The sequence below is a fragment of the Psychrobacter sp. SWN149 genome (assembly GCF_015864565.1).
Classification (GTDB): Bacteria; Pseudomonadota; Gammaproteobacteria; order Pseudomonadales; family Moraxellaceae; genus Psychrobacter.
Genome location: NZ_JADYWX010000007.1, coordinates 136,453 through 151,711, shown reverse-complemented (window position 1 = coordinate 151,711; position 15,259 = coordinate 136,453). Strand labels below are relative to the sequence as shown.

The 15,259-nt window shown below is 45.4% G+C and carries 11 protein-coding genes; 4 read left to right on the top strand and 7 right to left on the bottom strand.

Annotation, left to right across the window (positions count from 1 at the left end):
- Window positions 1–87: 87 nt before the first annotated feature.
- The 5 genes from I6E86_RS12250 to dapC all read right to left on the bottom strand — a co-directional run bounded on the left by I6E86_RS12250 (window position 88) and on the right by dapC (window position 7,030).
- Window positions 88–573: an ABZJ_00895 family protein gene (locus tag I6E86_RS12250; RefSeq protein WP_197177685.1), complete on the bottom strand. Its 486-nt coding sequence runs from the start codon at window positions 571–573 to the stop codon at window positions 88–90.
- 110 nt (window positions 574–683) lie between these two features.
- A complete protein-coding gene (locus tag I6E86_RS12245) occupies window positions 684–2,744 on the bottom strand; it encodes a D-alanyl-D-alanine carboxypeptidase/D-alanyl-D-alanine-endopeptidase (protein WP_197177684.1) in 2,061 nt (686 codons plus the stop codon).
- 180 nt (window positions 2,745–2,924) lie between these two features.
- The gene (locus tag I6E86_RS12240) at window positions 2,925–3,530 is read right to left on the bottom strand and encodes a 3'-5' exonuclease (protein ID WP_197177683.1); all 606 of its coding nucleotides are present in this window, start codon (window positions 3,528–3,530) and stop codon (window positions 2,925–2,927) included.
- Between the two features lie 102 nt (window positions 3,531–3,632).
- Window positions 3,633–5,582: a DUF294 nucleotidyltransferase-like domain-containing protein gene (locus tag I6E86_RS12235; RefSeq protein ID WP_197177682.1), complete on the bottom strand. Its 1,950-nt coding sequence runs from the start codon at window positions 5,580–5,582 to the stop codon at window positions 3,633–3,635.
- 170 nt (window positions 5,583–5,752) lie between these two features.
- On the bottom strand, window positions 5,753–7,030 hold the full coding sequence (dapC, locus tag I6E86_RS12230) for a succinyldiaminopimelate transaminase (RefSeq protein ID WP_197177681.1): 1,278 nt from the start codon (window positions 7,028–7,030) through the stop codon (window positions 5,753–5,755).
- 250 nt (window positions 7,031–7,280) lie between these two features.
- On the opposite strand from dapC, the gene I6E86_RS12225 reads away from it, so the two are divergent.
- A complete protein-coding gene (locus I6E86_RS12225) occupies window positions 7,281–7,952 on the top strand; it encodes a hypothetical protein (protein ID WP_197177680.1) in 672 nt (223 codons plus the stop codon).
- 21 nt (window positions 7,953–7,973) lie between these two features.
- Here the strand turns inward: I6E86_RS12225 and glnD are convergent, their stop codons facing one another.
- Entirely contained in the window at window positions 7,974–10,730 is a 2,757-nt protein-coding gene (glnD, locus tag I6E86_RS12220) for a [protein-PII] uridylyltransferase (protein ID WP_197177679.1), read from the bottom strand.
- Between the two features lie 293 nt (window positions 10,731–11,023).
- Window positions 11,024–11,815: a type I methionyl aminopeptidase gene (map, locus tag I6E86_RS12215; protein WP_197177678.1), complete on the bottom strand. Its 792-nt coding sequence runs from the start codon at window positions 11,813–11,815 to the stop codon at window positions 11,024–11,026.
- 298 nt (window positions 11,816–12,113) lie between these two features.
- Between map and I6E86_RS12210 the strand changes: the two genes are divergently transcribed.
- The 3 genes from I6E86_RS12210 (at window position 12,114) to I6E86_RS12200 (ending at window position 15,229) form a co-directional block, all read left to right on the top strand.
- Window positions 12,114–13,190: an esterase/lipase family protein gene (locus I6E86_RS12210; protein ID WP_197177677.1), complete on the top strand. Its 1,077-nt coding sequence runs from the start codon at window positions 12,114–12,116 to the stop codon at window positions 13,188–13,190.
- A 106-nt stretch (window positions 13,191–13,296) separates the two neighbouring features.
- Window positions 13,297–14,394 (top strand): lipase secretion chaperone, encoded by a 1,098-nt coding sequence (locus tag I6E86_RS12205; protein WP_197177676.1) that lies wholly within the window; start codon window positions 13,297–13,299, stop codon window positions 14,392–14,394.
- A 346-nt stretch (window positions 14,395–14,740) separates the two neighbouring features.
- Window positions 14,741–15,229: an META domain-containing protein gene (locus tag I6E86_RS12200; RefSeq protein WP_197177675.1), complete on the top strand. Its 489-nt coding sequence runs from the start codon at window positions 14,741–14,743 to the stop codon at window positions 15,227–15,229.
- Window positions 15,230–15,259 lie beyond the last annotated feature (30 nt).

Genomic DNA, 15,259 nt, shown 5'->3' with positions numbered 1-15,259 from the left:
AGCGCTGCTTGATTGCAGTTATTCTAATAGTTTTCTGTGTTTTCACAGGACAACACGGTATTGCCGCTGATATCTAACAGTCTACACTCAAACTGCTTTTCGTGCAGGGTTCAACAGTCGATTGATGGCCCATAGGCTGATTCGCGCGCTCACCAATGTAAAGACAAGCATCATGACCAGTGAGGACAGTAAGGGTAGAGGACGTGCCATTCCCATCTCAAACAAGACTTCACGGCTGACAGTATCAAACAACCAAAACCAGATGGCCAAGAAATAAATGATGGTTAATACCCAGACCACTACGACGCCGCCAAACATCAACCGATTCATTTCACTATAATTTAAGGCTCGCTGCTGATGTTTGATAAATTTACGAACGGCAATGTACGCACCAATCACGATAGAGAGTGCCATTACCAATTGTGAGTTCAGCGCAAACTGGGTTTGAATCATCATAAATATGGCGCTGGCAAGCGTATAGCCAATCGCAAAAAAACCGATATATTGCGCCAGTTTCGGCTGCGTTGGTGCTAGCGTCTGAGGTTTATTAAGATTGGTTGTCTTGGGTGACATAAACTGACCTGTATAAAGATAAAAAATAAGGGAAGAAACAGACGCTACTGATGTCATACATAGGACATTAAACCTCTCAATGTCTGAATCAAAATATTCAAGATTAAGACCTAATGCTTGGCCGTCCAATCAAGCAGGGCATCTAATACGGGTCTGGCTGTATAAGCATTTAATGCCTCTTCTGTGTTGATGATGCCAACGACGACATAATCTTGACCGGACAAGCCTTTGACATAACCTGCCATCGAGGTAACATTGTTTAGGGTGCCCGTTTTTATCCAAGCGCGGCCGATGGCTGCTGATTCAGGCAAGCGCTCGCTATGAGTGGTAATGGTGCCACTGACACCAGCAACACCCAACGAGTTGACGTACGCATCAAAGCTTGGACGATCGTAGGCGTAAGCCAGCAGCTCACTCAAATTGGCTGCGGTGATTGTGCAGTCACGGCAGAGTCCAGAACCGTTAGTCAGATAAGGCGGCGACGTCTGTAGCGTGGTCTGCCACCACTGGTTGATGCTCTGCAAGGCTGCAGGATAATCGGTCGTGGCAGGCTTACCAAACTGGTATAAACTTGCCACTTTTTGAGTGGGCTGCTGATAAAGCGCGCCCTCACCACTGTGTGCTTGGACAGTATTGGTTTTGTCATCATGCGTTTTATCGTCAGGAGCGACTGAGGGCATGATGTGAGGTTTGCCATAAGCGCCTATAGAGAGCGCCACTTGTTCAGCCATGACGTTGTTTGAGAAATGATTAATATCATAAATCTGCTGGGTTAGCGTCAGTGATGGGTAGCTGACCAACGGCAGCGGTGACATAGCAATGGCGGTCAGACCGTGTGCCGCTGTTGGGGTTTTTGTCACATCATAAGGAATCTCGTTTGAGACCACTTGTCCGCTCAGTGTGTTGCCTAAGGTTTTCCATTTAGAGGCAACCACGCGCGCAGCGAAATCCTTGGCATCAGGATACGCCACATAAAAAGCATGCTCTCTGCAGCTGTCTGGCAGACTGGTATTTAGCGACAATTGCTGTGATTGCCACTGCGGCGCTAGGCTATAGCTCGCTGACCCACAAGAGGCTGTACGGGTAGCTATCGTGCTTGGCAACTGATAGTTTGCAAGCATCGGCTCATAGGTCAAACGTGCTTGACCGTTGTCCAGAGGGTAGGTCTTTATGCCAATGGTGCTAAAGTTAACCAAAAACCCATCAGGACTGGCGTTGTAAGGACGTAGGGGCGCATTATCAAATGCCGCAGGGTCTTTACTGATGTTTTTAAATACGGCACTGTCGATGATGATGTTGCCATCGATATGACGAACCCCTGCCGCTTGTACTTTGTACAGCAGCTGTTCTAAGCGCTCGTGGGTCATTTTTGGATCGCCACTGCCCTGAATAATCAAGTCACCTTGTAATCGATCACCAATAATAATGCCAGTGTGATAAACACGGGTATACCAAACAAAGTCAGCCCCTAGCGTGTCCAAAGCAATAAAGCTGGGGACGAGCTTCATGGTGCTGGCGGGTGTACGAGGGATGTCAGACTGATGATTAAGCAGTGGCGAAAACGATATCTTTATCTTAGCTTTATCGGTGCTGCTTTGCTCACTGTCGGTATGAATACTGTCTGCATGGACACTATCGTTCTGGGAGGCTACGGATTTTTCCGCATCAGCCAATACGGTAGAGATATCCTCTATGCTCTGATAGGTATAAGGGTCATCTGTATAAGCGTGTATCGTCTGCTCATGCTGCTCAATCGTACGTTTTTCAATCGTGATCAGTGTGCTTTGATGGCTGGGGTTACTGATAGCATTATGAGCATTTTGTGATGTTTTTTGCCCATTGCTGTCAGCTTTAATAGGAGCAAGGTCGTTATTCACCTTGCCGCTATCGATGACCTGAATCGGCGAGGGCAAATGGCTGGCGTTTTTGTCACCGACTGGTGTCACCATGATGCTGATGTCAGCTTCTGTCAAATTTGCACGTGACAATGCCATCTGAACGGCTTCTGGTAAGACCGCTTGTGCATACAGCGGTGATGACATAGCCGCTACTAATAGAGTCAGGCGAGACAGACGTTTGCCAATCGAATAACACGGTCGTAGATGATCATGAGGGGTAAGGGTTTGGGTGGCAATAGTAGCGTCGCGGCGGTGTTTAGAAGAGTGTCTCATGAGCATCTTTCATCAGTTGGCAAAAACGGCCTATGGTAACATGAGTGGCTATTTTCGCGTAGATGCTCTGTGTTTTATGCTATAAATTTTTGGCCGTTTGGTTTGTGATAAGGGCGTTATGATTGGCGAGACAAGGTTGGCAACGATATGTTAGCGCAGTCTTGGCGCACGTGCAAAGTATCAGCGTACGTGCAAAAAAGCCATCGCGGTCATCATGGCGTCGTTGTAGGCGTCATGAGCACCCATATCAGGAATGTCATAATGCGCTAAAATACGGCTCAAATGCTGGGCTTGGGCGGATAGTCCTTGGGTATGCCCACTGATTCGTCGACTGTATAAATGCCGCACATCGATGATTTCGTTCGGCAGCGCTATACCCATATAGCCTTTGACCAAAGGATTCAAAAATGCCATGTCTAGTCGTGTACAAAAACCAACGATGGGTCGATTGCCGATAAACGGCAATAACAGTGCCAACATCTCATGATAGTTCAAACCGTGCTCGACATCGGCAGTACGCAAACCATGAATAACAATGGTGTCGCGATCTGGCATAACAGGTGGGCGACATATCAGATGCATGCCATTCCCTGTGTCGATTGTATTGCCATTGATATGTATCGCTGCCACGGACAATAAGTGATGCTTTCTTGGGTTTAGCCCTGTCATTTCACAGTCAATCGCCACCCACTGCTCAGCCATAGGCTTGGTGAACATCGCTGCCAATTCTGGACGCTGTAGCTGCGTCTTTTGCCAAGTATTAGCCAATTGCTGTAGCCAGCTCATATTAGTCGCTCATCCCTCTATATTATTTCTATATTTAGGATCTTTCTGTACTTAGGAGGTTTATGTACTTAGAAAGCTTCTGTATTTATGAAGGATCTATATTTACGTTATTTCTAGCTGATAATGTTGGCGCAGCTGATTCTTAAAGCTTTTGACCACGGCCAGGCATTCTTTTAATAAATCACGTTCAAGCGCGCTTAGTGTCGTCGGGTTTACTTGCCGTGCCTGTTTATCCTCAGTCGCGAGCGCGACGGTGAGACGCTGTGCCATAAAAAACTCTAACGCTTCTAATAAAGTATCCGCACGCTCTTGGGTCAACGCGCGGGCATGTACCAAGGCTTTTAGGCGATCTTTGCTACTGGGTACGTCCAGCACATCGTTTTCCAATGCTAAAGTACGTATGCCATGCACCAGTGGGAAGATACCGGCTTTTTTTAGATCGATATCTGGTGAGGCAGTTTTGCCACTGAGTAAGGGAACGAACTTTTGCCACCACTGATTGACGTCACCAAATTGCAACGCTGCTCGAGCGAACTGGCGTACAAACATAGGGTCTGCCTGTCTGTGCGCCAGTATTAAATGCTGACGTACTTGGGTGAGCAGTGATTCATCGCCGCAGACATATTCGCCATCTAGGATGGCGGATAAATAAATGCCATGCATCGGATCTGTGTTTCTAAACCACAAGCTGATTTGCGCATTGAACATTTTCAGCGGTTGTCGCCACATAGGATTGGTCATCATGATATTGCCATCGCACAGCGGATAGCCTAATGTCGCTAGATGGATATTAAAGGTATCGGCAAACTGTGCCAAGTCAGGATGGTTATAGCCATCTCGAAGGATCAAAGCATTGTCTTGGTCAGTACGCATGATTTGCTCGCCGCGTCCTTCTGAGCCCATGACAATCAGGCAGGTATTTGCCATCACCTCATCAGGCACAATAAGCTGCCATAGCTTGGTAAATACTTGCGCATTTAGCGTCTGTACCATGCGGCTGATATTACCGATTTTCACCCCATTCTGATGCTGTGCACGGATATAGCGACCAATCAGTTCGACTGCTGTGTCTAAGCGCGGCAAGTCTGTTGCTTGTTCGATTTGAATACTGATGAGCTGTGAGTGATGACCAATGTGCGCCAACATATCGCTTTGCCCCAGCACCCCAACGACATGACCCTTATCATCAATGACGGGCAGTCTGTGAATCCGGTAGCGAGTCATGGTGAGCAGTGCGTCCCCAATCTCATCTGTGGCTTTGATGGTACGTAGATTAAAATTTGCATAGCGCTGGCATGTGGTAGTGGCAGGATCTTGCTGTTCGCTGATGGCGCGACAAATATCGGTGTCCGTCAGCATGCCTAGCAGGTGCTTAATTTGGGATGCGGTCTCTTGTCCATCTTTTGAATAATCCAGTGGTCGCACCAGCACATGCTTTAGACCTGCTTGGGTCATGATACGAGTAGCGTCGTACAAGCTACTATTGGCATTGACGATGTGTACTGGCAACAGCCGAACCTCTATCACTGGTTGCAGCATGATTTGCTGTACTTCTTGCTGATCGTTGTAATGATTAGTGCTGGATGGTTTGTTGTGACGGCGCTGCTGTAAGGCCTTCAAGCGTTCAGGCAGTTTGTCTGATAGCATTTGGCGTACTAGATGATTTTGCGCGCTGATTTTATCGACAGCGATTCCTGAGACCTGAAGCAATAAAGTTTCTTCACTGGCGCAAAAGTGATAGGACTGTAAAGGCGCGTGTTCGCTTGCTGACATGCTGTGTTTTATGAGGGATTCAGGCAGGCGGCGACTATCAAACCAGTCATTGTTGTTTGGATCATCAGAGTGATTGCTCCCTAAATAAGAAGCAACGAACTCGCCCTTCAATGACTGCTCGATTTGTCCTTTTATCACCACATAGAGATACTGCAATTCATCAGCAGGTAAGTACTCGCCTTTAGCAAGGTAGCGTATCTGTGTGTGTTTTCGGATGCTTTGACGTTCGGCCAGACTCAATACATCAAACGGCGGCTGAGTAAAATCAAGATGGGGCATGGCATCATCCTTGATAGCATGTCTGAATAGAGTTTTCACTATAGCACTATTCGGACAAAAGCCCCTAAATAAGACAACAGTCATTAACGCAAAAAACCTCTAATAACCTTTGCTTGCATAAAGTTATTAGAGGTTGCTGTATTGACTAAGACTAAGCTTTTATTTGAACGCTAAACGTCTATCGACGCACCCAGTAGTTTTTTAATACGGCTGATGGCTTCGCGGCTTTCATCAACGCTTGCGACCAAAGCAATACGCACATAACCTTTGCCTGGGTTTTCACCATCGACTTCACGTGACAAATAGCGTCCTGCTAGTGCATGAATATTGGCCTGCTCATACAGTGCCTTAACAAAAGTCTCATCATCGCCATCAAACTGCTCAGGAACTTTAATCCAAAAGTAAAACCCAGCATCTGGCATACGCAGATCCAATAACTGACCCAGCTCAGACATCCATAAAGCGAATTTTTCTTTATACAGTGCGCGGTTGAGCGCCACATGTTTTTCATCTTGCCACGCTGCGATAGAGGCGAGCTGATGCGGTATCGGCATCGCACAGCCTTGATACGTACGATACTGTAAATAGGACTGCAAAATCTGAGCATCACCTGCCACAAACCCAGAGCGTAGACCTGGTAAGTTGGAGCGTTTGGACAAAGAATGGAACACAATACAGTTTTTAAAGTCACGACGACCGAGTGTCGCGCAGGCCTGTAGCAAGCCAATCGGTGCTGTATCAAAATACAGCTCGCTATAGCACTCGTCGCTGGCAATGATAAAACCGTACTGGTCTGATAAGCGAATCAGATATTCCCAGTCATCCATTGTCATGACCGAGCCCGTGGGATTATTCGGGCTACAGACAAACAACAGCTGCGTGCGTGCCCACACTTCTTTTGGGACTGCACGATAATCACCCTTAAACTCATTATCCTGTGTACAAGGAACGAAGTAAGGCGTTGCTTGTGCCAATATCGCCGCCCCTTCGTATATTTGATAAAAAGGATTCGGCATTACTATGAGAGGGTCTTGAGGAGCTAGAGGGTCTTGAGAAGAAACGTCAGACAATGTGGCTGACGTATCTGCCTCTTCGGTACTCGCAGGACTATGATCGACGACGGCTTGCACCAAGCTAAAAATGGCTTCGCGTGTGCCCATCACTGGTATTACTTGGGAGTTGGCATCGACATGATTGAGAAAAAACCGCTTTTCTAACCAATGTGCGATGGTCTGACGCAGCTCAAACAAGCCATTGGTCGTCGGATAACGACTTATTTTGTCCAAGTTTTCATGTAGTACGTCCAGCACAAATGCAGGCGGCTCATGTTTTGGTTCACCAATACCCAGTTTTATTTCACTGTAGCCATTAGCAGGCTTACTATCGGCCAGTAAAGTAGCCATCTTTGCAAAGGGATATGGGTGTAGATGCTTTAAGTTGTGATTCATAAGTTCGGTAACTATAATAGACAATTAATAATAAAGTTATAAAGAAAATTTACATTAGAGCAGTGTAGCACTTCTCTAATTTTTTGTCTTTTTCTTCTTATATCATGATGAAAACTGTGTCGGGCTTGAATGATTAATTGTATGACAGCCCGCAGCACAACACTTAAAAAATTTTCGTGGTTAATAACTAATAACAATATAAAGAGTGACTGCCAGTCTTATCGGTAGAGTATTCTAAGGATAAATTGATATGTCTAGTGTGCTAAACAATGATGGTCTCATCGCTAAAGATATCAGTAATCAAAATCTCGATGAAGGTTTGCAGCGTGCAGACCTATATAAACTACTAAAAGAGCGTGAACAATGCTGGTGGCAAGCGCGCCAACAGCTGATCGAGCGTCAAGAAAAGAAAATGTTCTGGTACGGTGACAACAGCCTGTTTATGTGGTTATTGTGGCAACTGGTGGGTTACGTGGTTGTGGCCATGGTGTTAATGCTACTTAATAATTTTTTGAATGTATCGCTACCATTATGGCAATACGTTGCCTTATTTGTTTTACAAACTGTATTTTTTATCGGTATGCTCGCAGCGAAAGGTCGGCTCGAAAATCAGCTACAACGCAAAATAGACAACAATGAGTTGATGAGCGAAGAGATGCTTAATGAGATGGTTATTTTGGCGGAAGACAGCCTTTATCCGGATGTACATGCCAAATCACCTATCTCTCTAAAGCAGTTAGATGATTATCTCGATGGTCAGCTTCATTTGGCGAGTTTGCAGTGTTTGCTACAAAAGGAAGTTGATGCTGGACGCTTGATAATAGGAGATCAACCGCTAGAAATGGGTGTTTTGCCGCCAGAGCTTGCTGATGGTGATCTCAATGAACACGCTGATGAAATATTTTATAAGAGCACGCTATAAAACGTGCTCTTATAAAGTCAATTAATAGCTATAAACCACGTTATTTTCTCTCTTTGTAGTGAGACTGTCCATCAAAGCTGATTTTAAGGCTTCAAGTCTGTCTGCGGACAACGGCTCATCGTTTTGATCACTGATATAAAACATATCTTCTGCGCGCTCACCTAGCGTGGTAATGCGAGCCGCATGCACCTCGATTTGCTCTTGTAAAAACACTTGACCCACCCTTGCCAATAGGCCGGGTTGATCGAGTGTCTCTAAGCTCAGGATATGCTGATCTGATGCGTCATTGAACTCAAAATTAATCACCGTTGTCACTTCAAAGTGTCTGAGCTGACGCGGCATACGTTTGTTGGTGAGTTTGAGTACAGTCGGATCTTTGAAAGCATTAATCAATCGCCGTTTAAGCTCATGCTGACTGTCTTCATCGACCAATAACGTACCACTAGGGTCTAATAGTACATAAGAATCCAAGGCAAAATCGCGAGTGGCCGTGATGATACGCGCATCCAAAACATCGAGATTCATCTGATCAAACACTGCCATAGTGACTGCAAATAGATTTATCTGATCTTGGGTATAGACAAAGACCTGCACTGCATCTAGTGCCAGCTCACGGTGCTCACGTAGTACGACCAACGGCGGGCTATCGGCATTAGAGGCCAGACCAATCGGTGGGTGATTAAGAATGGCCTCAGTGTGCCATAAAATGTCTTCTGGAATCTCACGCAAAAAATACTCATCGCCTAGGTCATCCCACAGCCGCAATACCTCATCACGGTTCATGTGTTGGTTATTGACATTGTCTAGCATCGCTTGCGCTTGCGTGCGGGTGGCGCTGATCATATCTTGGCGATTGGTCGGCGCATCGATATCAGCGCGCAAGATACGACGAGTCTGCGAATATAGTTGTTTCATGAGTGTCGCCCGCCAGCTATTCCAAAGCTGTGGATTGGTGGCGTTCATATCAGCCACTGTCAGTACATAGAGATGGTTTAGGTGGGTCACGTTACCGATGAGATCGGCAAAGATAGTCACCACTTCAGGATCTGAGATGTCTTTTTTCTGGGCAGTGATGGACATCAGTAGATGATAGCGGGTCAGCCAACCGACCAAATTGGCATCTGCCAAACTCATGCCATGCGATAAGCAAAACTCAATTGATTCTATTTGCCCAAGCTCACTATGATCGCCGCCCCGACCTTTGGCGATATCATGAAACATGGCTGCTAGTACCAAAATTTCTTTGCGCTCGATACGCTGAAAGATGGAGCTGACCAATGGGAACTCATCACAAAACATCGGATCAGTAAAGCGGTGTAAAATCCGAATCAAAAACAACGTATGAGCGTCGACCGTATAGCGATGAAACAAATCATATTGCATGAGGCCCGTGACCTGCGCGAAAGCAGGCACATAATTGCCCAATACCCCATAGCGATTCATGGTACGCAATCGATGAAACAGATAGTTTTGCTCTTTTAGATTGGCCAAAAATAACGTCTTATGAGCAGGGTTGTCTCTATAAACCTGATCGATACCTCGTGCCGCAATTTTGAGTGCACGTAGCGTATGGGTACGCACCTTGTCGATGCCGTGCTGACCCATCAACAAAAACATCTCTAAAATGGCGTCAGGGTGCTGCGCAAACACTCGATGATGGGCGATGGCAATCTGATTGCCAATTCGATTGAATCGCGCATTGATGGGCTGTTTTTTTGGACGTTCATCATCAGGCAGTTGCGGTTCTATGATGGTCTCATAATAGTGATTGGTCAGCATCTCAGACAACGTCGATATCTGCATGGCACAGCGGTAGTAATCGCGCATAAAACGCTCAACCGCAGCATTGGGCTGATCATCTGGCTGGGTCTCATAGCCCATTAATTGTGCAATCTCACGTTGATAATCAAACAACAGCTTGTTTTCATTACGACCGGTCAGTACATGCAAGTAATGACGTATTTGCCATAAATAACCTTCTGAGAAACTGAGCTCATCAAATTCTTTTTCAGTCAAAAAGTTCTGTTGTACCAAGTCATATAGTTTACCCACTCGAAAGTAACGCTTGGTCACCCAGCCAATGATATGAATATCACGTAGGCCACCAGGCGCGGTCTTTATGTTTGGCTCAAGATTATATTCTGTGGCATTGTGCTGTAAATAACGCGCTTTGGACTCTTGCATCTTTACATCAAAAAACGCGCGCGGCGACCACAGTTTATTGACGATTTGAATAGGCATGTCTTGTAGTGCTTCATTACCGATGAGCAGTCGCGCCTCTAACTGGGCACTGGCAATAGTATGGTCAAGCGCCGCCTCTAGCGCATCATCAATGCTACGCACAGAGAGGGCAGGCTCGAGACCAATATCCCATAATAAGGCGACTAACTTGTCAATCTTACTACTGGCGTCAGCACCTATCTCATCAGGAGAGAGCAATAAAATATCGATGTCTGAATATAGAGACAACTCACCGCGACCATAGCCACCAGTGGCAAAAAATGCCAAATCAGTCTTATCCAGTTCAAACCATTTAAACAATGCAATCAATAAGCTATCAATCGCAGAGGCACGAGCGCTTACCAGTTGACGAATATTGGTGCCGCGTTCAAGTAATCGGCTGATATCCTCATTGATTTGTGCGAGCCATTCAGGAATCCCAAGCAGCATCTTTTCTGTCGCATTTTGGGCTGGTGACAAAGACGTATCGTTTGTTGTCTCGTCTGCTAACAGAGGCAAAGGCGTTAAATCGATAGAAGCGCCATCAGAATTAAACATGAGCGTTATCCCGTTAAAATTTAGAAATAGAGGAGGCCAGCTGAAATATTTGCTGAAAAACCTGTGGCGATCAGTATGATGATTGGTAGCCTGCCAAAAGCAGCAGTAAAGACATCAGTCAGCAGCTTATTAAGTAATTCAGTAAGTAGCTAAGTAAACAACTTAGCAAGTAACTCGGCAATCAGGTTGAGGACACGTCTTAGAGTATAAAGACAAAAAGTCTGTCAGCACAATACTCAATATGCCTGAATTGTTGGCCAAAAAAAAGACCGCCTAAGCGATCTTTTATGATGTTACTGTGTCAAAAAACTTAAATCTTCTTCAGGGCGGGCAGTAAACACCTCACAGCCATTGTCTGTGACGACCATGGTGTGCTCCCACTGCGCAGACAGTTTACGGTCTTTGGTAATCGCCGTCCATTCATCAGGTAAGATTTTGGTCTGCCATTTGCCTTCATTAATCATTGGCTCGATGGTAAAGGTCATGCCTGTTTTTAGCTCGAACCCTGTGCCTTTTTTGCCATAGTGCATGACTTGTGGCTCGTGATGGAATTCATTACTGATACCATGTCCACAGAACTCACGAACGATACTGAAACGCTCAGGCTCGACCACTTCTTGAATCGCTGCACCTACATCGCCTAGACGTGCGCCATCTTTGACAACACTCATGCCAGCATAGAGGGCGTCTTGTGCCACTTTACAGATACGTTTTGCCATAATAGAGCCATTGCCCACGATCCACATTTTTGAGGTATCGCCATAATAGCCATCTTTGATAACCGTCACATCGATATTAATGATGTCGCCATCTTTTAGCAGTTTCTTTTCACTTGGGATACCATGACAAACCACATGATTGACCGAGGTGCAGATTGATTTTGGGAAACCATTGTAATTAAGTGGCGCTGGGATAGCACCTTGTACATTGACAATATAGTCATGAGCAATTTGATTCAATGCTTCGGTGCTGACGCCTACTCTAACGTGCTCGTCTAACATCACCAGCAAGTCGCTAGCAAGTTTGCCGGCAACACGCATTTTTTCTATGGCGTCGGCTGACTGGATAAGAGATTTTTTAGTCATCGTTTTCTGTCTTATATTTATGGGTTTAATATGGGCAGATTATACCATAAATGGATGGATGACAGTTCTGGATTGAATGATGGTAAATCTATCACTATGATTGATAATAATTGCTTTACAGCACAAAAGTAGGGGCATGACCCTCTAGTCACGCCAATATATTCATATTTTGATAAATGGGTTGAATGTTACAGAAGATATAAGTAATGTAATTTTGCCTGCTAAAGGGATTAGCAGCAATCTTTGCCGATTTTGTGAGGTAAAGATAACCCACATTAATGATAACAAGGATGTTGTTATGACACTTTCTTCGTACGTTCGTGCCACGCTCAAGCCACGCGCTTTTTTGCCAATACTGGGGTCAATCGGTACTGGTGTTCTTTTGATAACACTACAAACCGCATCAGCCCAAGCAGCAGGCCAATACTATAACTGTGCCAATGCCAATGGTTGTACGCTAGTCGATAGTAAGTACTTCACGTCTAGTTATACCAAAACTCAGTATCCGGTCGTTATGGCTCATGGGCTTGGCGGCTTCACTAAGCTGTTTGGGGTCATTGATTACTTCAACGGTATTCCTCAAGAGTTGATGAAAGGCGGCTCAGAGGTATATACCACCAAAACCTCAGCCGTCAATAATAGTGAGGTTCGCGGAGAGCAGCTGCTACAACAAGTCAAAACCATTTCTGCTGTTTCTGGCAAGCCTAAAGTCAATTTATTTGGACACAGCCAAGGCGGTATAGACATTCGCTATGTCGCTGGCGTCGCGCCAAAATACGTGGCCTCCGTCACGGCAGTCTCAAGCCCAGAACAAGGGTCAAAAACCGCAGATTTTGTCAAAAATACCCTTGAGCCAAACAACACCACAGGTACTCCATCAAACGTCACCACACAGCTCGTCTCGGGTGTGTTCAATTTAATTGGTGGCTTTACTGATATTGGTTCGGGCATCAGTTTTAATCAAATACAACAGCAAGATGGCTGGCAAGCACTCGTGGCTCTATCGACCAGCGGCGCAGCTAAGTTCAATGCCAAATTCCCTGCTGCCATGCCAAAAAACTACTGTGGTCAACCAACCAGTACGGCCGCCAATGGCATTAAATACTACTCATTTAGCGGCGTTGGACAAATAACCAGCGCTCTTGATCCTAGTGATTATCTATTGGCAGCAACTGGTGTACCGTTCGCCGGTGAGTCGAATGATGGATTGGTATCTGCTTGCTCAAGTCGTTTGGGTTATGTGATTCGCGATGACTATAGAATGAATCATTTAGACTCAGCTGATCAAGTATTGGGTCTGACCGCATGGGGTGAGTCTGAGCCAAAATCTATCTATCGTACTCAGGTCAATCGTCTCAAAAACGCCAACCTTTAATAATGTAAGCTTTAAGAGCAATAGCTTTTAGGCGCATATGCCTTTAAGAACGTAAGTTTTTAAGAACTTAAGCCTTTAAACGGACTGGTAAAAAGAACCCTCATTTATGTCAAATAATCGCCGCCCAGCCTATCTACCAATCGCTATCATCGCTGTGGTTATCATAGCGGTCGCTGCGGCGGTGATTATGTGGTTCAAGCCTGACAGTTCGCGTATCACGCCAGCGCAACCAGTATCCAATGCCCTCGCCAGTGAGGCTGACAGTTCTCAGTCTATCGCGTTAGATGATGGTCAAATGGTGCAAACCACTACTAACCAGAACCAGTCTCCATTTGTCACTGGATTGGAGCGTTTGCCGCGTTCATTAAAAGGTACGCAAATCGATGGTGAGATCATCATTGATGAAAACAAACAGTTGGTCGTTACTGAAGGTCTACGGCGTTTATTCGATTATTTTTTATCAGCATTAGGAGAGGAGAACGAAGCGGTTATAGTTGCTCGTGTGGAAAGTTACATTCGCCATCACACGCCAGAGCCTGCCGCCAGCCAAGCGGTCGCTATATTTAATCAATATGTCGCCTATCTCAAAGCACTGCCAGAGATAGAAAAACGTTATGGCAATCTGCAACTACAAGCGACCAAAAGCGGTGAGCTAGATTTGAATGCAGTCGCTCAGCAAAAAAGGGATGTGGCCAATCTACGTCAGCAGTATTTTGATAAGCCAACCATCACTGCATTCTTTGGGGCAGGGGACGACTATGATGACTATAGTATAGAGATGGTCAGAATCAACCAAAACACTCAAATGTCTGATGTACAAAAACAAGCCGCTAGACAAGACTATGTCAGCCACCTACCAGATAGCACTACCAAAACCAATATCATGCAGCAAGCCAATCTGGGTGAGCTGATAACACGTACCGAACAGATGAAAGCCCGTGGCGCGACGCCCGAAGCACTATATAATATGCGCCGAGAGCTAGTGGGTGCGCCAGCCGCCGAGAGACTGGCGCAGGTAGACCGAGAGGATGCCAATTTTGAGCAACGCTTTAGCCAATATGAAACCCAAAAACAGCGCCTATTAAGTCAAAGTGCAGATCAAGCTCAAGCGCAAATCCAGATCACGCAGCTTGAGCAGCAGTTGTTTGATGATACTGAGCGCAAGCGTTTAGAAGGTTATGCTGCCCTACAACAACAAAAGTAGTCAGTACATTTTGCTTGACCATCTATACTTACTGGTACATTTATCCTGCAAAACTTCTGGTCAAACATTGACTGAGAAAAAAAGTGTTAGCAGGTAATATCACGACTGGAAAAGCGTATAGGTCACATCCTTGCAAAGTGACATAGAGTCCTTTTCCAAGTAATTACCCAATTCATAATGACACCTGACTGTTAGTCATCCACAATATCGCTATTGTGTAAAACAATGCACAAGACAATAAACAAAACATAATAAATCAAAATTTTCACTAAACTTGAGGTCTGGTATTAATATCCAGCTCTCAGACTTAGTGAAAATTTTAGGTCTAATAAAGCGAGGAATTGATATGAAAAATATGACGACGGTAATGATGGCAGCTACCTTTGCAGTTGGTGCACTTGCTGCTGGTTGCCAGACTACAGCCAATTTACCTGCGCCTGTCAGTCAACCAATCACTGCAAATGTGCTGCAAGCACACAACTGGCAGTTGGTTGATGCCAAACGCAGTAACGGAGAGCAGATCACTCAGCTATTTTTTGACCCAGCCAAGCCGTTGACGCTTAATTTCATGAGTGATAAAGGCGGCGATTACATGGCATTTATGAACACTTGCAACAATATGAGTGCGAGCTATAGCGTTGTCAACGGCGATGTGCAAATCAAAAACGGCATCAGCACTATGATGGCGTGTCCTGAGCCACAAGCCAGCTTTGATATAGCCACTTTGGCAACCGTGCAAGGCAAATACAGCCTCAGTAAAAATGCCAAAAACGTGCCTATTCTGACCATCAAAAATGATAACCAAGTGGCTTACTTTAAAGCGGTCACTAAATAAATTGATGATGAACTAAAACAATTTAGACAT

Bases quoted from the DNA above. Each gene is read 5' to 3' on its own strand.
- map (WP_197177678.1), bottom strand. From the start codon at position 11,815: ATGACTAAAAAATCTCTTATCCAGTCAGCCGACGCCATAGAAAAAATG.
- I6E86_RS12235 (WP_197177682.1), bottom strand. From the start codon at position 5,582: ATGCCCCATCTTGATTTTACTCAGCCGCCGTTTGATGTATTGAGTCTG.
- I6E86_RS12205 (WP_197177676.1), top strand. From the start codon at position 13,297: ATGTCAAATAATCGCCGCCCAGCCTATCTACCAATCGCTATCATCGCT.
- I6E86_RS12225 (WP_197177680.1), top strand. From the start codon at position 7,281: ATGTCTAGTGTGCTAAACAATGATGGTCTCATCGCTAAAGATATCAGT.
- I6E86_RS12250 (WP_197177685.1), bottom strand. From the start codon at position 573: ATGTCACCCAAGACAACCAATCTTAATAAACCTCAGACGCTAGCACCA.
- I6E86_RS12200 (WP_197177675.1), top strand. From the start codon at position 14,741: ATGAAAAATATGACGACGGTAATGATGGCAGCTACCTTTGCAGTTGGT.
- glnD (WP_197177679.1), bottom strand. From the start codon at position 10,730: ATGTTTAATTCTGATGGCGCTTCTATCGATTTAACGCCTTTGCCTCTG.
- dapC (WP_197177681.1), bottom strand. From the start codon at position 7,030: ATGAATCACAACTTAAAGCATCTACACCCATATCCCTTTGCAAAGATG.
- I6E86_RS12245 (WP_197177684.1), bottom strand. From the start codon at position 2,744: ATGAGACACTCTTCTAAACACCGCCGCGACGCTACTATTGCCACCCAA.
- I6E86_RS12240 (WP_197177683.1), bottom strand. From the start codon at position 3,530: ATGAGCTGGCTACAGCAATTGGCTAATACTTGGCAAAAGACGCAGCTA.
- I6E86_RS12210 (WP_197177677.1), top strand. From the start codon at position 12,114: ATGACACTTTCTTCGTACGTTCGTGCCACGCTCAAGCCACGCGCTTTT.